This is a genomic window from Massilia sp. TSP1-1-2 (assembly GCF_049896185.1).
Lineage (GTDB): Bacteria > Pseudomonadota > Gammaproteobacteria > Burkholderiales > Burkholderiaceae_D > Telluria_A.
This window is the reverse complement of sequence record NZ_JAFCTU010000011.1, coordinates 25,134-43,531: the sequence shown is the minus strand read 5'-3', so window position 1 is coordinate 43,531 and position 18,398 is coordinate 25,134. Positions and strand designations below refer to the sequence as shown.

Below are 18,398 nucleotides of genomic sequence, written 5' to 3'. Positions count from 1 at the left end.
CAGTGCAATCCCAGTCGCGCCGGTCAGCCCGTTTACCAGGCCAGGTCGTTTGCTCGACGATGTCATGAATTTCTCCTCGTGTGGATATCTGATAAAGTGATAAGGTAATACCTCAAGCCACTTGAGGTGCAAGTTCTTTTTAGGGAAAACGTGAATACCTGCAGAATTAGCATCGGGGCGCTTTCGAAACAGACAAATTGCACAGTACCGACGATCCGGTATTACGAACAAATCGGCTTGTTACCCAAGCCGGAACGCGCCGAGAATGGGCACCGCTACTACCGCGCTGCCGATTTGAGTCGACTGGCATTTATCAAACGCTGCCGCGATTTCGGATTCCCTATCGAACAGGTGCGCGACCTTGCGCACTTGTTTGATGATGGCGCTCGGCCATGCGTTGAGGTGCGCGACCTGGCACAAGTCCATCTTGATCAGGTCCGCGCGAAAATAGCTGACATGCGAGATCTCGAGGCGAGTCTTCAAGCCTTTATCGGTGGCTGTGATTCCTCCTGCATCGGTGGCCCGACAACAGACTGCGTGATCATCACCGATATTTCTGCCGGCCCATCGCCGAGCAGTGCAAAAGCCGCGTCTTGCTGCAGTAGTGCTCCTGTCGTGCCGGCCAAGCCATTGTTTGCCCGCGAGTTGAAGCGCGCATGATCGTCGGTACCGGCCTACCGCGGATGCTCGGCTTATTTGGCATAACTGCAGTGTTCGAGCTGTTGGGTTGCTACCTGCCCCTGCTCTGGCTCACCGGAAAGGGTTCGGCCTGGCTCCTGGTCCCGGCTGCCGCAAGCCTCGTCATTTTTGTGTGGCTGCTGACACTTCATCCGAGTGCAAGTGGCCGTGTGTATGCGACCTACGGCGCCGTGTACATTACCACAGCGCTACTCTGGCTGTATCTGGTCGATGGCGTGCCTCTCAAGTGGAACGATTACCTCGGCGCCGGCCTGGCTCTCGCAGGTGCCGCCGTCATTGCTGCCGGCCGTCAAGCCGACTAATTCATCCGGCGCTGCTGTGTTTTAAAGAGCACCCATCAGGCTGCGTTACCGACTGGCTGATCGGTTTTTCCGCTGTTGCTTCGTCCAGGGCTTGCTTGATCCAGTTCGTCGCCTCAGCAATATCCGATGCCTGGGACTTGCCTGGTTGTCGATCGCGCCGGCGTGCGCTGCCCACCTTCAAAGACCGCACAGCGCTATACCTGGCTACCAGCGGCCAGGCGCAAATCGCAGCGCAAGTGAGCGAACTGTCGATAAAGTTCTAGAGCGCCGGTGACGCCAACTTGAGCTTGCGCCATGACGACTGGCCCGATGAAACGCACGCCACCATCGACCATCCGGCCGCGCTGAAGGCGTTTCGCGCGGCGTTCAAGCCGCTGCTGCCGGCGCCCTGAGTTCTGCGGGCAGACGGTCATCGCTGCGTCGATCACGGTATCTACCCTGCACGGGACGCGCTATTGACTTAGCCTCGCCAGGCCAGCGTGCAGGGCGGAATGGCGACGATTTGACCGGCCGGGCAGTAGGTTGGAAAAGCGCGAAGCGCGCATTCCGACAAGCGTCGTCGATGGCTCATGTCGAATACGCGCTGGCGCTAGTGCGTCCCTGCCGTGGGCTGCGATGTTGCCTTACCCCTGCGCGGCGAGCATGTTGGCGTCGCGCGTGAGCAGCCACTTGCCGTCGTCACCTTTGCGCAGGATCGTCAGCGTGTGCCCGGTGCGCTGCAGTGGCAACTGGCCGTGCTTCGACGTCACCGTCACCGTCAGGCTGGTGCGGCAGTACGCCATGTTGCCGCTGACGGCCACCTCGTCTACCGTGCTGCTCGATTCGATCGCGTGATCGGCCAGCACAGCGCGCAGGCTGTTGGCAAATGCTTCGTGCCCAACCATCGGCATTTGGCCAGCCATCAGGAAGGTGGCGTCCGGCGCCATCAGTGCCAGCACCGCGTCCACGTCGCCGGCGCGCGTGGCGTCGATCCAGCGTGCGATCAGATCGCGGATCGCTTGTTCGTCGGTGTTCATCTGGCCTGCGTATCGGCTTGCATTACGCCGAAAATATTCCCGTCCGGGTCCTTCAGGTAGGCCAGCCAGCCGATCCCGGGCACGGCCATTTTGGGCACGGCCGTCACGCCGCCGCCCGCCAAGGCGCTTGATACGGCATTGTCGACGTCTTCCACATCAACCGTGATCACGAAGGCGTTTACCGTCGCCATGGACTCGGGCACGGCGCTGCGGCGCGGCAACAGGCCGCCGTTGATGCCCGGCTGGTCGTCCGGCCCGGTATGGATCAGCCAATAGTCGCCGCCCTCCCACTTGTTGAAGGACCAGCCGAACAGGCCGGAATAAAAATGCATCGACGCCTGCGGATCGGACGCATGGATTTCGAAGTGGACTGCTCGTGACATGGCTGCTCCCGGTCAGGCAAAAGGGTCGTAGTTGCCAACGCTCCAGACGTGGCCTTCAAGATCGCGGCAGGTAAAGCCGCGCCCGCCGTAGTCTTCGTCCTTGATGTCGATGACGATGTCAGCTTCCGCGCGGCGCACGCGTTCGTACACGGCGTCGGCATCCGGCACCACCAGGTAGGTGGTCTGGGTCTGCGCGCCGCCGATGTCGTCGGGCTGCTTCATCAGCTTGTCGAACTCGCTGTCCTTGCGATCGGCCGAGCCGAGCATCAGCATGCCGTTGCCGAATGCCAGTTGTGCGTGGAGGATGGTATTGTTTTCTCCAGGCACGACCATCTGCTTGTCGAAACCAAAGGTGTTGCAGAGCCATTCGATGGCTGCCGGCGCATTGCGATAGCGCAGGCAGGGAATCAGCGTGGCCTTGGAATTGGCTGCCATGTCACTCTCCCTTTAAAGAATCATGATTGAACAGCCAATGGTAGTGGAGTTATGAATCCGCTGCCTCACATTTGCTTAAGGCTTTTTCTTCTCGACCTTGGGCGGCGGCTCCGGGTTAAATTCCATCGACCAGATGACAGAACTGATTTTCCATCCGGCATCGGTGCGCACCAGGTGCCACGCTTCCTTGCCCCAGTTGGCCTTGTAGTCGTTGAAATTGAAGCTGTAGTCGAACCATACCTGCGCTACGTCGCCGTCGGAATCGATGCGCACGTTCTCGAATTTTTCTTCGTCCCCGGCCTCGATATTGTCGATGAATTTTTGGGGATTGTCAGCGGCAAAAATTTTCTTCAAGTCCTGCATGTCTGGCTTGGGCTTGTGCGCCTTAGCCCATGCCAGGCTCTTGTCGGTGGTCACGCCGATCCAGGGAATCTTGTCGCTGTAGAACAACTTCATGAAGCTTGTTTTGTCCTTCTTGATGATCGAGACGCGGAAGGTCTCGACGATTTGTTCGATGCTCTCACGGTCGCCCGCTTTGGACGCAGCATAGGAAGGTGCGGCGAAGGTCGCCAGCGCGCTGCAGAGTAGTGCTGCTGCAAATATTTTCTTCATGTAGACCTCGTGCTTATTGTTTTGTATTCTTTTTCACCTTGGGCGGCGGTTCGGGATTGAACTCCATCGACCAGATCACGGAACTGATTTTCCATCCGGCGTCCGTGCGCACCAGGTGCCAGGCTTCCTTGCCCCAGTTGCTTTTGTAGTCGTCTCGATTAAAGCTGTAGTCGAACCAGACCTGCGCCACGTCGCCGTCGGAATCGATGCGCACGTTGTCGAATTTCTCTTCGATGGTCATGTCGGTACGTTTGACAATCCCTTCAATAAATTTCCGGGGGCTGCCACCCGCAGAAATCTTTTGCTCGTCCGGCATGTCCGGCTTCGGCTTGTTCGCGTTCTCCCGCGCCAGGCTCTTGTCGGTCGTAACGCCGATCCACGGGATGGTGTCGCTGTAGAACAGCTTCATGAAGCTGTCCGCGTCCTTCTTGATGATCGACACGCGGAACGTCTCGACGACTTGCTCGATCTTCTCGCGCTCGCCTGGTTCAGCGGCTGCGAAAGCGGGGGCGGCGACCAACATTGCGCTGCAAACCAGTGCTGCTGCAGTTGTTTTCTTCATGCGTTCCTTGTCTTGATTTTAAATCTTGTGGTGGGCTTACATTTGCTGAAAAAGGTGTGAATGGTTGCGGCTCACTTCCAGCGCTGTGGGGAAGTTGCGCACCTTGATCATCTGGCGTCCGCGATCGTCGCGCGACACTTCGGCGATCGCGTCCACCCGCACCAGCGTGGAGCGGTGGATGCGCCAGAATTCATTCGGATCGAGTTCGTCGGCCAACTCCTTGAGCGTTTTCCGAATCAGCATCTCGGCCTGCGCGGTCTGCACCAGCGTGTACTTGTCGTCAGAGCGGAAGAACAGCACTTCCCTGGTGCTGATCATGCGCAGGCTGTTGCCAACCTGGGCCTGGATCCAGCGCAGGTAGTCGACTTTTTTGGTCTCGCCGCGCTGCACCATGCGCGTGAGTTGTTCCAGCTGGGCCTCGATGTTTTCGGGCGACTTGTCCAGACGCTGGCGCAGGCGCTCGCAGGTCAGCTGCAGCCGTTCGGCCACCACCGGCTTGAGCAGGTAATCCATCGCACCATGCTCGAATGCGTCGACCGCGTATTGGTCGTAAGCCGTGACGAACACAATGTGGCAGCGCTCGTACAGATGGCGCGCGGCTTCGATGCCGCTCTGGCCGGGCATGCGGATGTCCAGGAAGACGATGTCGGGCGCATGCTCGTTGGCCAGCGCCACCGCCTCGATACCATTGGCTGCCTCGGCCACGATCTGCAGTTCGGGCCACACATCGCGAAGGCGCGCGCGCAACTGGTCGCGCATCGGCGATTCGTCGTCCGCGATCAGGGCCCGTACGGGCTTGGAAGCTGTGATCATGTCAGTGTTTGTCGAGTATGGAAAAGGGGACGCGGATCGCGGCGATGGCGCCGCCGTCCAGCGGCGCTTCGATGACCAGTTCCGCGCGGTCGTCGTACAGCAGGCGCAGGCGCTCGCGAATGTTGGCCAGGCCTACGCCTTCGTCAGCATGCGTGTTGAAGCCGGCGCCGTTGTCGCGCACATTGACTTGCATGATGCCCCCATCCAGGTGCGCGCTGATGTCGATGCGCCCGCCTTCGATCTTGGGTTCGAGTCCATGCTTGATCGCGTTTTCGATCAGCGTTTGCAGTATCATCGGCGGGAAGGGCGCATGCTCCAGGTTGGCGGGTATGTCAAAGTTGACGGTCAGGCGCTCTTTCATCCGCGCCTGCATGATCGCTAGGTAGGAGCGCGAGAGCTGTACTTGCCGGCCCAGCGTGCCGCCGCCGTTCGCGCGCATCTGCGGCAGCGTGGCGCGCAGGTAGTCGATCAGGTTCATGTGGATCTTGGCCGCCTGCGGCGGGTCGGTTTCGATCAGCTGGCCGATCAGCGCCAGGGTGTTGAACAAAAAGTGGGGCTCGATCTGGGCTTGCAGCGTGGCCATCTGGGCTTCGAGCAGGCGCCGCTCCAGCGTGGCCACGTCGGCCTTGGCGGTCGCTTCGGTCGCTGCCAGCTCGGCCTTGCGCTTGCCGCCGGCGAGCACCTTGACGCCGAACGAGAGCAGGATGAACCAGACCGCCGTCTCCACCACCTTGAAGATGGAGGCGAGCGAAACCAGCAGGAACCAGGTGATGTACAGCTGGCGCCATTCGACGACGGCGAGCCAGTCGAAAAAACTCCACCACAGCAGCTTCGCTTCGGCGAGTGCGTCGCGCAGGAAGTCCATGGCTTTGTTGAGTTGACTGGCACGCACTGTTTTACTCAGCCTTGTTGTCGGACGACTTGTACGGCGTTGGCACGCCACGCTGGCCGCGCTCGGCGATGACGCTGAAAATCAGCTTGATCGCCATGAACATCACGAACAGGAACAAGGCGAGCGGCACGATGGTGACGGCCAGGGCCAGCATCACGCAGCACACCGCCAGCGCCGGCCACGACATGGTGGCCACGGCTGCGGCCCCGTAGCGTGCTGCCTTGGCGATCGCGCGGCCCATTTCCTCCAGGGTTTCGTAGAAGGAATTAAAAGTGGTGTTGTTCATTTTGCTTCTCCCATCGGTTTGTTGATGGACTCACTGTAACAAGCGCTGCCGGGGCCTTCCAGCACAGTGTGACGAAGTGCCGGTTTCAAGGGTCGGCCGGTCGCTACAGGAGACTAACGGCAGGAAAGGGTGCTGACCGGGACCACGGCGCCGTTGTCCTGGTCGCCAATGACCAGGCATTCGCCGGTGCCGGGGGCGTCCACCAGCAGTTGGCCGTCCGCCAGCCAGATGGCGCTGCGGCCCGCGCTCTGGTAGCCGCCGGTTTCAAAGGCATGGTTGGCCAGCAGGATGCCGATGTTGAACAATTTTGCATGGCCGGAGAGCAGGTTCGCCTCTTTCGCATAGCCTGCGGGCGTGATTACGGAGCCGGCCACATACAGTGTGGCGCCGGCCATGACGGCTGCGTGCGGATGCTGCTGGTTGCCTGTGTCGGCGCAAATGGCCAGCGCGACGGGCACGCCGCGCACGTCGATCACCTGGCTGATCGCGGTGCCGGCCGCGGCATTTTGTTCTTCGCCCGGGTGCAGGAAGTGCTTGCGATAGGTGGTGTGGCGGCCATCGGGATGAAAGGCGATGGCGCCGATGAAGGGCAAGCCGTTTGGATTGCGCAGCGGCGCGCCGGCGACGATGGTCATGTTGTTGGTGACGGCGCGCGCGGCCAGTGGCGCTAGCAATGCTTCGCCTGGCCCCAGCGCGGCGCCTTCGAGTAGCGCTGGTTCATAGCCGCTTAGCGACAGCTCGGGAAACACCAGCAGGTCGACGCCCGCTACCACTGCGGCGTCGATGAAGACGCAGTGGCGCGCGACGTTGGCCGCGATGTCGCCCGGGGCCGAGTGTGATTGCGCCGCAGCGATCCGCAGGCCGGCCATCAGCGTGCTTCCCAGTCGCGCCGCAGCAGGCCGTAGAAGACGGTGTCGCAGATTTCGCCGTTGACGATCCAGCGCTCGCGCAGGTAGCCTTCCTTTTGAAACGCCTTGCGCTCGAGGAGTTTGGCCGAGGCTGCGTTGCGCGGGTCGATGTCGGCTTCGATGCGGTGCAGGTCGAGTGCGGTGAACGCGTAGTTGAGGGCTGCCGTCATTGCTTCGCCCAGGTAGCCTTGGCCCCAGTGGGCGCGGTTCAGGGCATAGCCGACGTCGCAGCGGCGGTTCGATTCTGAAAAGGCGTACAGGTTGAAGTTGCCGATCATGGCGCCGCTGTCGCGCAGTTCGATGGCCAGGCGCAGCGCTTTGCCGCTGGCGTAGTCGGCGATGGCTTGCTCGATGGAGGCGCGGGCCTGGTCCATGTCGGTCCAGGCGGCGCTGCTCCAGTAGCGCATGGCGATGTCGTCGGCGTAGATCGCGTACTGGGCGGCGGTGTCGCTATGGCCCAGCCAGCGCAGCGTGAGTCGGTCGGTGGTGAGGGTGATGGGGGAAAAGGCGGGCATTGGGTTGTTGGAGTGGGGCTGTTGTTTTACAAGCATACACCACCCACTGCGAACCGTAGGTCGGAAAAGCGGCAGCGCCACTGCCGCCAACACCATATTGGTAATCATCATCTCCCCATCCTCAAAATCCTTTTTCGACAGCTGCTTGCGGTTCAACACCAGCGCCATCTGCGTGGAAAAGTCCGCATACGACTGCGTCATCGCCCAAATCGCAAACAACAAATGGGTCGCATTGACGGGACCGATTTTGCCCTCGCCAATCCAGCGCTCGAACACCTCGATATCCTTGCGCAGCAGCGGCACCACGCGCTTTTGGATCTGGTCGCCGTACAACTGCGCGCCGCTGATCACTTCCATCGCATACACGCGCGACGCCCACGGCTGTTCGCGCGAAAACTTCAGCTTGGCCTGCACGTACGCGCGCAGCACATCGCGCGGATCCTGCTGCGGGTCGGCCAGGCTGTCCATGCGTGCCAGCCAGTCATCGAGCACGCCGTCAAGCACGCGCTCGTACAGCGCCTGCTTGGTGGGGAAGTAGTACATCAGGTTCTGCTTCGACAGCCCCGCGTTTTCGGCCACGGTGGCGATCGACGCGCCCTCGTACCCGGATTCGGCGAACACCCGCACCGCTTCGGCGACGATGTCGGCCTCCAGCTTGTCGCGATTGATCACGCGGCGCGCGCTGGCGGTCATGTTTTCGTTCTTCTTGCTTGCCATGTCGATCAGCCTATCGATAACAGGAATTGGGTCAGCGCCGGGGCGTCGGCCGCGTAGGCCGCGTTAAAACGGAACCAGATGCTGGAGGGTGTTTGCAGCGTAAAAAATTCACCCGGCGAGAGCAAAATGCCGGACGCCAGCGCGCGGTCGGCAATCACCCTGCCGTTCAGGTCCGCGCTTGGGGCCAGTGGCAAAGCGGCGCTGACAAACATGCCACCGCGCGGCTTGGCCAGCGGCGTCAAGCCGGCATCGAGCAAGCGCTCCGTGGTGCGTTCGCGGGCCGCCGTCAATTGGTCAATCAGCTTTTCGACCATCTTGCGATACGGCCGCGCAGAAATCGCGTGGTACACGGCGCGCTCGTTAATTTCGGACGTCGTCAGGCCAGTGAGCATCTTCACGCGCAGCAGTTCGGGCGCCAGCGAATTGGAGGCGCAGATCGACCCGACCCGCAGCACCGGCGACAAGGTCTTGGAAAAGCTGCCAACCCGGATCACGCGCCGCAAGCCGTCCATGGCGGCGAGCGACGCCTCGCCGCGCGCGGCCAAGTCGCGGTAGATGTCGTCTTCCACGATCCAGAAATCGAACTGCTCGGCCACGCCCAGCAGCCGGTGCGCCTGCGCCTGGCTAAGCGAGGTGCCCAGCGGATTTTGCAGCACCGTATTGACGAACATGAGCTTGGGCTGGGTGGCGGCGGCCTGTTGCGCGAGGTCCTCCACATCCAGGCCATGCTCGCCGCGCGCTATGCCGACCGGGATGCAGCCGTGGTGGCGCACCAGCGACATCAAATTGCTGTAGCCCGGGTCCTCGACCAACACCGTGTCGCCCGGCTTGGTCAGCGTGCGCAGAATCAGGTCGAACGCGTGGGTGGCGCCGTGCGTCAGGACGATCTGATCGGTCCCGACCTGGAACAGTTCTTCGGACAGCGTGGCGGCCATGTGCTGGCGCAGCGTGGGAAAGCCGAGCGGATGGCCGTAGCCGCGCAGGCGGTTGGCAGGGATCTTCATCGCGTGGCGCACGGCGTCGAGGATGGTGGTCTCGCCGTACCATTCCGGCGGCAGCCAGCCGGCGCCCACCGGCAGCGCATCCGAGACGCCGGAATACAGGTCGGGGGTGAGGGCGTCGATGGCGCTCGGCGTTGCCTGCAGGGCAAGCCGCTGCGGCGCTTGCGCTTCGCTGCGGGCAACAAAAAAGCCCGAGCCGCGGCGCGATGAAAGCAGGCCCAGCGTTAGCAGGTGGTCATACGATTCCACGACCGTGAAGGTGCTCACCGCGTTGCACTTTGCGAAACGTCGAACCGAGGGCATCTTGGTGCCAACACGTAGCTCGCGGCTGTTTACCATCTCCGTGATCGCTGCCACAATCTGGTCGACCAGGCTGCCGCGCTTGTTGCGATCGATGACCAGGACCGGCCAGCCTGTCTCCGTCTGCTCCATCACCACTCCTTTTGCTGCACACACACAAAGTGTATTGTTTGCGCCACCGATACGGTTGGCCGGTTTTGCAATTTGTGTATATGTGCCATAGTTGTACTGCTGACTATTATTGCATCATCATTTTGCCAACTGGTAAATTATTTTTTTGCTCGTAAAAATCATTGGAGAGCTGTATGAACGAATCCAAACCCGAGTCGATGTCATCGTTCTGGATGCCATTTACCAACAATCGAGATTACAAGACCAACCCCCGTTTGCTCGTTTCCGCGGAAGGGATGTACTACAAAGATGTGGACGGCAACGAGATCCTCGACGGCACCGCCGGCCTGTGGTGCGTGCCATGCGGACACGCTCAACCCAGGATCACCGCCGCCATCCGTGAAATGGCCGGCCAGCTCGACTTTGCGCCAACCTTCCAGATGGGCCACCCGGCCGCTTTCGACCTGGCCGAAAAGCTGATGGACTACACCGGCCATCGCTTCGGCCACGTGTTTTATACCAATTCAGGTTCCGAGGCGGTCGACACGGCGCTCAAGATGGCGCTGGCGTATCACCGTGCACGCGGAGAAGCGGGGCGCACCCGCCTGATCGGGCGCGAGCGCGGCTACCATGGCGTGGGCTTTGGCGGCATCTCGGTGGGCGGCATCGGCGGCAACCGCCGCACGTTCGGCCCGCTGCTGCCAGGGGTCGACCATTTGCCGCACACGCACAACCTTGAAAGGAACGCCTACTCGCGCGGCGAACCTGAATACGGCGCGCACCTGGCCGATGACCTCGAACGCATCATCGCGCTGCACGACGTTTCGACCATTGCCGCCGTCATCGTCGAGCCGGTGGCCGGTTCCACCGGCGTGCTGATTCCGCCCAAAGGCTACCTGAAACGCCTGCGCGAGCTGTGCACCAAGCACGGCATCCTGCTCATTTTCGATGAAGTCATCACCGGCTTCGGGCGCCTGACGACGCCATTCGCGTTCGACTACTTTGACGTCGAGCCGGACATGGTCACGGTGGCCAAAGGCTTGACCAATGCGGCCGTGCCGATGGGCGCGGTGTTCACCAAAAAGCATATCCACGACACCTTCATGGACGGCCCGGCCGGCATCGAGCTGTTCCATGGTTACACTTATTCGGGCCATCCGCTGGCCTGCGCAGCCGCGCTGGCAACGCTGGAAGTGTTCAAGGAACAGGACATCCTGGCGCACGCCAAAGGCATCCAGGATTACTGGGCTGACGCTGTGCACTCGCTCAAGGGCTTGCCGCATGTGATCGACATTCGCACCATTGGCCTGATCGCCGGCATCGAGCTGCAAGCCATCGACGGCAAGCCGGGCGCGCGCGCGTTCGCCGCCTTCAAGCAAGCGTTCGCCGACGGCCTCCTGATCCGCACCACCGGTGACATCATCGCGCTCTCGCCACCGCTGGTCCTTAAAAAGCAGCACATCGACGATATGTTCGGCAAGCTTGCCACCGTACTGAAAAACCTGGATTAAACAACATGAGCAATCTCGATACCATCACCCACTTCATCAACGGCGCCAAGGTCGATACGCAAAGCGGTCACTATGCGGACGTGTTCAATCCGGCGCTCGGCGAGCCTTGCGCGCGCGTGGCGCTGGGCACTGCGGACGACGTCAACGCGGCAGTTGCCGCCGCCGCCGCGGCCTTTCCTGCCTGGTCGGCCACGCCGCCGTTGACGCGCGCGCGGGTGCTGTTCAAATACCTGCAGCTGTGCCAGCAGCACACCGACGAATTTGCCGCCATGCTGACCCGCGAGCACGGTAAAACGTTTTCGGACGCTCAGGGTGAAGTGGCGCGCGGTATCGAGATGGTCGAATTTGCGGTCGGCATTCCCCATCTGCTGAAAGGAGAATTCACCGACCAGATTTCGCGCGGCATCGATGCCTGGTCGATGCGCCAGGCGCTTGGCGTGGTAGCGGGCATTACGCCATTTAACTTTCCGGTGATGGTGCCGATGTGGATGTTCCCGGTGGCGATCGCGTGCGGCAATACCTTTATTTTGAAGCCGTCCGAGCGCGATCCTTCGGCGTCGCTGCTGCACGCCAAACTGCTGACCGAGGCGGGTTTGCCCAATGGGGTATTTAACGTCATACAGGGTGACAAAGTCACCGTCGATGCACTGCTCGACCATGATGATGTGCAGGCGATCAGCTTTGTCGGCTCGACCCCGATTGCGCAATACATTTACGCGCGCGGCACGGCCAACGGCAAGCGCGTGCAGGCCCTGGGCGGAGCCAAGAACCACATGGTCGTCATGCCCGACGCGGACATCGACATGGCCGTCGATGCGCTCATTGGAGCGGCCTTTGGCTCGGCGGGCGAGCGCTGCATGGCCATTTCGGTGGTGGTGGCGGTGGGCGATTCGGGCGACAAGCTCATTGGCGCACTGGGCGAGCGCACGGCCGCGCTCAAGATCCGCGACGGCATGGCGGCCGATGCCGAAATGGGGCCAGTGGTCACGGCTGCGGCCAAGATGCGCATCGAAAAACTGATTGGCGAAGGCGTGGAGCAGGGCGCGACGCTGGTGGTTGACGGACGCGATTGCAAGGTGGTCGGACGCGAGAAAGGATTTTTTGTGGGCGGCACGCTGTTCGATCACGTGACGCCGGAGATGACGATCTACAAGGAAGAGATTTTTGGGCCCGTGCTGTGCGTGATGCGCGCGCCGGACGTGGCCACCGCCGTCACGCTGATCAATGCGAATGAGTACGGCAATGGCGTGGCCATTTATACCCGCGACGGCGGCACCGCGCGCGAGTTCGTGAGGCAGATCCAGGTCGGCATGGTGGGGGTGAATGTGCCGTTGCCGGTGCCGATGGCGTTCAACAGCTTTGGCGGGTGGAAGAAGAGTTTGTTTGGCGACCATCATGCCTATGGCCCGGAAGGCGTGCGGTTTTATACGCGGCACAAGGCGGTGATGCAGCGCTGGCCGAATACGGCCAGTGCGGGGGTGGAGTTTGCTTTTCCGCAGATGAAGTAATAGAGAGGCCAAGGTAGAGGAACACTACTACCACATCGTCCTCGCGCACGTGGGGACCCATAGCGCTTCCTATAGATCACCGTTCTATGGGTCCCCGCGTGCGCGAGGACGATGTGGTGGTGAACTTATAACTAGAACGAGAATAGGGACAAACAATGATTGAATCTCTCAAGCACCTGCCGCACGCAGGTGGCTCGAACAGCGAACTGGCGCAGCATTTTACTGATCTGGCGCCGCCGCTAACTGCGCGCCAGGCCGCCATCGAGAGCGCGCGCTGCCTGTACTGCTACGACGCGCCATGCACCCGCATCTGCCCGTCCGACATCGATGTCGCAAGCTTCATTCGCAACATCCACGACCAGAACATCAACGGCGCCGCAGCCGGCATCCTGAGGCAGAACATCCTGGGCGGCAGCTGCGCCCGCGTCTGCCCGACCGAAATCCTGTGCGAGGACGCCTGTGTGCGCAACCACGATGCAGAAGGCCAGCCTGTTAAAATCGGCCTGCTGCAGCGCCACGCGCTCGATCACGCCAGCTTCAAGGCGCACCCGTTCCAGCGCGCCGCCTCGACCGGCAAGAAGATCGCCGTGGTCGGCGCCGGCCCTGCCGGCTTGGCTTGCGCGCACCGCCTAGCCATGCTCGGCAACGACGTCGTCATTTTTGAATCGCGTGAAAAATCCGGTGGCTTGAACGAATACGGCATCGCCAAATACAAGCTGACGGGCGACTTTGCGCAACAGGAAGTTGCATTCCTGCTCGAAATCGGCGGCATTGAAGTGCTGCACGGCCGCACGCTCGGCGCCAACCTGCACCTGCAAGACCTGCATGCCCAGTTCGACGCCGTCTTCCTGGGCCTGGGCTTGAACGCCAGCCGCCGGCTCGGCCTGACCGGTGAAGACGCTCCCGGCCTGATGGCGGCGGTCGACTACATCGCCGACCTGCGCCAGGCGAGCGACCTGGCGTCGCTCCCGGTCCCCAAGCGCGCCATTGTCATCGGCGCCGGCAACACCGCCATCGACATGGCGGTCCAGATCAAGCGGCTTGGCGCCGAAGACGTCACGCTGGTGTATCGGCGCGGTGTTGAATCCATGACGGCGACCCACCACGAACAGGACATCGCCAAGCAAAACCAGGTGCGCATCAAGACCTGGGCGGCGCCGCTGGAAGTGCTGCTGGACGACGCCGGCCGCGTGCGCGGCATGCGCTTTGAAGAAACGCGGATGGATGGCGCCAAGCTGGTCGGCACGGGCGGTTTTATCGAGATCGCGGCGGACGCCGTGTTCAAGGCCATTGGCCAGAGCTTGGCGCCGGCCGGCCTTGTGGGCGAGATGGCGCAGCACATCACGCGCGAAGGCGACAAGATCCACGTTGACGCCAGCTTTCGTACGGCGCTGACGGGCATCTACGCGGGCGGCGACTGCGTGGCACCGGGACAGGACCTGACGGTCCAGGCGGTCCAGCATGGCAAACTGGCTGCAATGGCCATTCACGACGACATCCAATCAACAGTGGGGGCTGCATAATGGCTGACCTGAGCATCGATTTTTGCGGCATCAAGTCGCCCAATCCATTCTGGCTGGCGTCCGCGCCGCCGACCGACAAAGCCTACAACGTGGTGCGCGCCTTTGAAGCAGGGTGGGGCGGCGTGGTCTGGAAAACGCTGGGCGAAGACCCGGCGGCAGTGAACGTGTCGTCGCGCTATTCGGCCCACTACGGCAAGAACCGCGAGGTACTCGGCTTTAACAACATCGAGCTCATTACCGACCGCAGCCTGGAAATCAACCTGATGGAAATCACCCAGGTCAAGCGCGACTGGCCGGACCGCGCGATGGTGGTGTCCTTGATGCTGCCGTGCGAAGAAGCGCTGTGGGCGGCCATTTTGCCCAAGGTGGAGGCGACCGGCGCCGACGGCATCGAGCTCAATTTCGGCTGCCCGCACGGCATGCCCGAACGCGGCATGGGCGCGGCCGTGGGCCAGGTGCCCGAGTACGTCGAAATGGTCACGCGCTGGTGCAAAAAGTATTCGTCCCTGCCGGTGATCGTCAAGCTCACGCCCAATATCACCGACGTGCGCGCGCCGGCGCGCGCGGCCAAGGCCGGTGGCGCCGATGCGGTGTCGCTGATCAATACCATCAACTCGATCACCCACCTGGACCTGGACCGCATGGTGGCGTTCCCGATCGTGGGCAATGCCAGCACGCACGGCGGCTATTGCGGTTCGGCCGTCAAGCCGATTGCGCTGAACATGGTGGCCGAGATCGCGCGCGACCCGCAGACGCAGGGCTTGCCCATTTCCGGCATCGGCGGCATTGGCAACTGGCGCGACGCGGCCGAATTCATCGCGCTCGGCGCGGGGTCGGTGCAGGTGTGCACGGCGGCGATGCTGCACGGTTTCCGGATTGTCGAAGAGATGAAGGACGGGCTGTCGCGCTGGATGGATGAAAAGGGCTACAAGAGCATCGCCGAGTTTTCGGGCAAGGCGGTGGCCAATACCACCGACTGGAAATACCTCGACATGAACTACGAGGTGATTGCCCAGATCGATCAGGACAAGTGCATCAAGTGCGGCAAGTGCTATGTGGCGTGCGAGGATACCTCGCACCAGTCGATCGCGCAGTTGATCGACGCGGCCAGTGGCGTGCGCACCTATGAAGTGATCACCTCCGAGTGCGTGGGCTGCAACCTGTGCGAGATTACCTGTCCGGTGGAAGCGTGCATTACGATGGTGCCGCAGGCGAATGGGAAAAAGTACATGAACTGGACCCAGGATCCGCGTAATCCACGTGCTGAAGTGGTAGTGTAGAACGTAGGGCGGATAAGCGGAACGCGCAATCCGCCATGCCTGCGTCAACGTGACCTCGGCCTTCGGCGGAATGCGCTGCGCTTTTTCGCCCTACGTTCCACGTTTCCCGTTTGCTTCTCTTTGATGGAGATCGCCTGTGAATAAAGACATGTCGGCCAACACCGCGCTCTGGAACGAAGACCTGGCCCCCACCACGGCGGCCCAGCGCACCTGGCGCTGGTACCATTTTGCCGCGCTGTGGGTCGGCATGGTGATGTGCATCCCGGCCTATACCCTGTCGGCCGGGCTGATCGAAGGCGGCATGTCGGCCTACCAGGCCGTGATGACGGTCTTCATCGCCAACGCCATCGTCCTGCTGCCGATGCTCCTGATCGGCCACGCCGGCACCAAATACGGCATTCCGTACGCGGTCCTGGCGCGCTGCTCGTTCGGCACCACGGGCGCGCGCATCCCGGCGCTGATGCGCGCCATCGTCGCCTGCGGCTGGTACGGCATCCAGACCTGGTTTGGCGGCAGCATGATCTACACGCTGCTCGGCGTGCTGCGCGGCGCGCCGATCGGCGGCGACGCCATCGCCGGCCTGGGCATCAACGGGGCCGAGCTGCTGTGCTTCGTCGGCTTTTGGGCCATCCAGTTCTGGTACATCGTGCACGGCATGGAAGCGATCCGCAAGCTTGAAACGTGGACCGCGCCGCTCAAGATCGTGATCTGCTTCGTGCTGCTCGGCTGGGTCTACAACAAGGCGGGCGGCTTTGGTGCGCTGCTCGAGCAGCCGTCGCAGTTTGTCGAAGGGGGCAAGAAGGCGGGCCAGTTCTGGGCCGCGTTCTGGCCGTCGCTGACCGGGATGGTGGGTTTCTGGGCCACGCTGGCGCTGAACATCCCCGACTTCACCCGCTTTGCCAAAACCCAGCGCGACCAGCTGATCGGGCAGTCGGTCGGTCTGCCGGTGCCGATGGGCTTGTTGGCCATGCTGGCCGTGATCGTCACCTCAGCTACCGTCGTCATGTATGGCGAGGCGCTGTGGGATCCGGTCAAGCTGGCCAGCCGCATGACGGGCGCGGCGGTACTGATTGCGCTGATCGTGCTGCTGATCGACACCGTCAGCGTCAACCTTGCGGCCAACCTGGTGGGGCCGGCGTACGATTTTTCGTCGCTTTCGCCCAAACACATTTCGTATCGCACGGGCGGCTACATCACGGCCGGTATCGCGCTGGTGATGATGCCGTGGAAGATACTCGCGTCCACGGAGGGTTACATCTTCACCTGGCTGGTCGGCTATTCTGCGCTGCTGGGGCCGATCGCCGGGATCCTGATCGTCGACTATTATATGATACGGAAAACAGAGCTAGATGTGCCACAACTGTATCGTAATGATGGTATTTATTCCTATGGAAGCGGCTGGAACATGGTGGCCGTCGTCGCCTTTGTGGTGGGCGTGCTGCCGAACATTCCGGGCTTCCTGAACAAGGCCTTCCCCGCATCGTTCCCCGACGTGGGAGACCTGTTCAAAACGATTTATACCTACGCGTGGTTCGTGGGCGTCGCGATCTCGGCGGTGATCTACGGCGCCTTCATGCAAGGCCGCGTGCCCAAACTACACATCAGGAGACAAGTGTCATGACAACGATTATCCGCGGCGGCACCGTCGTCAACGCAGACCGGGCATTTCGCGCCGACGTGCTGGTAAGCGACGGCAAGGTCGTCGCCATCGGCGAGAACCTCGAGGCGCCCGTCGGCGCCACCGTGATCGACGCCGGCGGCCAGTACGTGATGCCCGGCGGGATCGACCCGCACACCCACATGCAGCTGCCCTTCATGGGAACCGTCACGGCCGATGATTTTTTCACCGGGACCGCGGCGGGCCTGGCCGGCGGCACAACCACCATCATGGACTTTGTGATTCCCAATCCGCAGCAGTCGCTGCTGGAGGCGTATCACACCTGGCGCGGCTGGGCCGCCAAGTCGGCCGGCGACTATACGTTTCACGTGGCGGTCACGTGGTGGGACGCGTCGGTGCACCGGGATATGGGCACGCTGGTGCACGAGCACGGCGTGAACAGCTTCAAGCACTTCATGGCCTACAAGAATGCCATCATGGCGGACGACGAAACGCTGGTGAAGAGCTTTACGCGGGCGCTGGAGCTGGGGGCGATTCCCACCGTGCACGCCGAAAACGGCGAGCTGGTATTCCAGCTGCAGCAAGATTTGCTCAAGAAGGGCATTACCGGCCCCAGCGCGCATCCGCTGTCGCGCCCGCCCGAGGTGGAAGCGGAAGCGGCCAACCGGGCCATTGCGATTGCCAATGTGCTGGGCACCCCGGTGTACATCGTGCACGTATCGTGCGCCGAGTCGCTCGACGCCATTGCGCGCGCGCGCGCCAAGGGCCAGCGCGTGTATGGCGAGGCGCTGGCCGGGCACCTGGTGATCGACGACAGCGTCTACCGCAGTGCGGACCTCGACTTCGCGCGCGCGCACGTGATGAGCCCCCCGTTTCGCAGCAAGCATCACCAGGGCGCGCTGTGGCAGGGACTGCAGGGCGGGAATTTGCACACCACGGCGACGGACCACTGCACCTTCTGCGCCGAGCAAAAGGCGGCCGGGGCGGACGACTTTACCAAGATTCCCAATGGCTGCGGCGGAGTGGAAGACAGGATGGCGGTGGTGTGGGATGCCGGGGTCAATACCGGCAAGCTGACGCCGTCCGAGTTCGTCAAGGTGACGTCCACCAATGCTGCGCAAATTTTCAATATGTATCCGCGCAAGGGCGTGGTGGCGGTCGGATCGGACGCCGATATCGTGGTCTGGGATCCGGATGGGACCAGGACCATTTCGGCCAAGACCCAGTTTGCCAAGGGTGGCTTCAATGTATTTGAAGGCCGCACCGTGAAGGGGATTCCGTCATACACGCTCGCTGCCGGCAAGGTCGTTTTTGAGCGGGGCGCGCTGCGCGCCGTGCAAGGCGCGGGCAAGCACGTCGAGCGGCCAGCATTTACCAAAACCCACGCATAAAGAATCTGGAACCGA

18 protein-coding genes and 2 pseudogenes are annotated in these 18,398 nt (G+C 62.0%); 8 read left to right on the top strand and 12 right to left on the bottom strand.

All coding sequences use genetic code 11. The features are described from left to right. Positions 1–150: 150 nt before the first annotated feature. Both ACP7BV_RS11570 and ACP7BV_RS11565 read left to right on the top strand, forming a co-directional pair. Entirely contained in the window at positions 151–660 is a 510-nt protein-coding gene (locus tag ACP7BV_RS11570; protein WP_426103969.1) for a MerR family transcriptional regulator, read from the top strand. Next, entirely contained in the window at positions 657–1,001 is a 345-nt protein-coding gene (locus ACP7BV_RS11565; RefSeq protein ID WP_426103968.1) for a YnfA family protein, read from the top strand. The genes ACP7BV_RS11570 and ACP7BV_RS11565 overlap by 4 nt, the downstream gene beginning before the upstream one ends. A gap of 623 nt (positions 1,002–1,624) precedes the next feature. Here ACP7BV_RS11565 and ACP7BV_RS11560 read toward each other — a convergent pair. From ACP7BV_RS11560 to ACP7BV_RS11505, 12 genes and pseudogenes are all read right to left on the bottom strand, one after another. Next, on the bottom strand, positions 1,625–2,017 hold the full coding sequence (locus tag ACP7BV_RS11560; RefSeq protein WP_426103967.1) for a YybH family protein: 393 nt from the start codon (positions 2,015–2,017) through the stop codon (positions 1,625–1,627). Next, positions 2,014–2,400, bottom strand: coding sequence for a VOC family protein (locus tag ACP7BV_RS11555; RefSeq protein ID WP_426103966.1), 387 nt, complete (start codon positions 2,398–2,400; stop codon positions 2,014–2,016). The genes ACP7BV_RS11560 and ACP7BV_RS11555 overlap by 4 nt, the downstream gene beginning before the upstream one ends. Before the next feature lie 12 nt (positions 2,401–2,412). After that, positions 2,413–2,835, bottom strand: coding sequence for a VOC family protein (locus ACP7BV_RS11550; RefSeq protein ID WP_426103965.1), 423 nt, complete (start codon positions 2,833–2,835; stop codon positions 2,413–2,415). Positions 2,836–2,910: 75 nt separating this feature from the next. Then, on the bottom strand, positions 2,911–3,447 hold the full coding sequence (locus ACP7BV_RS11545) for a hypothetical protein (protein ID WP_426103964.1): 537 nt from the start codon (positions 3,445–3,447) through the stop codon (positions 2,911–2,913). A gap of 13 nt (positions 3,448–3,460) precedes the next feature. Next, entirely contained in the window at positions 3,461–4,009 is a 549-nt protein-coding gene (locus tag ACP7BV_RS11540; RefSeq protein ID WP_426103963.1) for a hypothetical protein, read from the bottom strand. Positions 4,010–4,045: 36 nt separating this feature from the next. Continuing rightward, the gene (locus tag ACP7BV_RS11535) at positions 4,046–4,822 is read right to left on the bottom strand and encodes a LytR/AlgR family response regulator transcription factor (protein WP_426103962.1); all 777 of its coding nucleotides are present in this window, start codon (positions 4,820–4,822) and stop codon (positions 4,046–4,048) included. A 1-nt stretch (position 4,823) separates the two neighbouring features. Continuing rightward, positions 4,824–5,714, bottom strand: a complete 891-nt coding sequence (locus tag ACP7BV_RS11530) for a sensor histidine kinase (RefSeq protein WP_426103961.1) — start codon at positions 5,712–5,714, stop codon at positions 4,824–4,826. Between the two features lie 4 nt (positions 5,715–5,718). Next, entirely contained in the window at positions 5,719–6,000 is a 282-nt protein-coding gene (locus ACP7BV_RS11525) for a hypothetical protein (RefSeq protein WP_426103960.1), read from the bottom strand. Between the two features lie 113 nt (positions 6,001–6,113). Then, positions 6,114–6,869, bottom strand: coding sequence for a carbon-nitrogen hydrolase family protein (locus tag ACP7BV_RS11520; RefSeq protein WP_426103959.1), 756 nt, complete (start codon positions 6,867–6,869; stop codon positions 6,114–6,116). Next, positions 6,869–7,375 (bottom strand): annotated as a pseudogene (locus ACP7BV_RS11515) (GNAT family N-acetyltransferase); the annotation flags it as partial. The gene ACP7BV_RS11520 and the pseudogene ACP7BV_RS11515, both read right to left, overlap by 1 nt. Positions 7,376–7,492: 117 nt before the next feature. Further along, positions 7,493–8,140, bottom strand: a pseudogene (locus ACP7BV_RS11510) (TetR/AcrR family transcriptional regulator); the annotation flags it as partial. Positions 8,141–8,145: 5 nt separating this feature from the next. Further along, the gene (locus tag ACP7BV_RS11505; RefSeq protein ID WP_426103958.1) at positions 8,146–9,573 is read right to left on the bottom strand and encodes a PLP-dependent aminotransferase family protein; all 1,428 of its coding nucleotides are present in this window, start codon (positions 9,571–9,573) and stop codon (positions 8,146–8,148) included. Between the two features lie 173 nt (positions 9,574–9,746). On the opposite strand from ACP7BV_RS11505, the gene ACP7BV_RS11500 reads away from it, so the two are divergent. From ACP7BV_RS11500 to hydA, 6 genes are all read left to right on the top strand, one after another. Further along, positions 9,747–11,063 carry an aspartate aminotransferase family protein gene (locus ACP7BV_RS11500; protein ID WP_426103957.1) on the top strand — a complete coding sequence of 439 codons (1,317 nt, stop codon included), beginning with the start codon at positions 9,747–9,749 and terminating at the stop codon, positions 11,061–11,063. Positions 11,064–11,068: 5 nt separating this feature from the next. Beyond that, positions 11,069–12,571, top strand: a complete 1,503-nt coding sequence (locus ACP7BV_RS11495; protein WP_426103956.1) for a CoA-acylating methylmalonate-semialdehyde dehydrogenase — start codon at positions 11,069–11,071, stop codon at positions 12,569–12,571. A 155-nt stretch (positions 12,572–12,726) separates the two neighbouring features. Next, on the top strand, positions 12,727–14,094 hold the full coding sequence (locus ACP7BV_RS11490) for an NAD(P)-dependent oxidoreductase (RefSeq protein WP_426103955.1): 1,368 nt from the start codon (positions 12,727–12,729) through the stop codon (positions 14,092–14,094). Further along, complete coding sequence (gene preA, locus ACP7BV_RS11485; RefSeq protein ID WP_426103954.1) at positions 14,094–15,374, top strand: NAD-dependent dihydropyrimidine dehydrogenase subunit PreA; 1,281 nt, start codon at positions 14,094–14,096, stop codon at positions 15,372–15,374. Before ACP7BV_RS11490 ends, preA begins: the two co-directional genes overlap by 1 nt. Before the next feature lie 148 nt (positions 15,375–15,522). Next, on the top strand, positions 15,523–16,995 hold the full coding sequence (locus ACP7BV_RS11480) for an NCS1 family nucleobase:cation symporter-1 (RefSeq protein WP_426104108.1): 1,473 nt from the start codon (positions 15,523–15,525) through the stop codon (positions 16,993–16,995). Beyond that, entirely contained in the window at positions 16,992–18,383 is a 1,392-nt protein-coding gene (hydA, locus tag ACP7BV_RS11475; protein WP_426103953.1) for a dihydropyrimidinase, read from the top strand. The genes ACP7BV_RS11480 and hydA overlap by 4 nt, the downstream gene beginning before the upstream one ends. Positions 18,384–18,398: the final 15 nt, after the last annotated feature.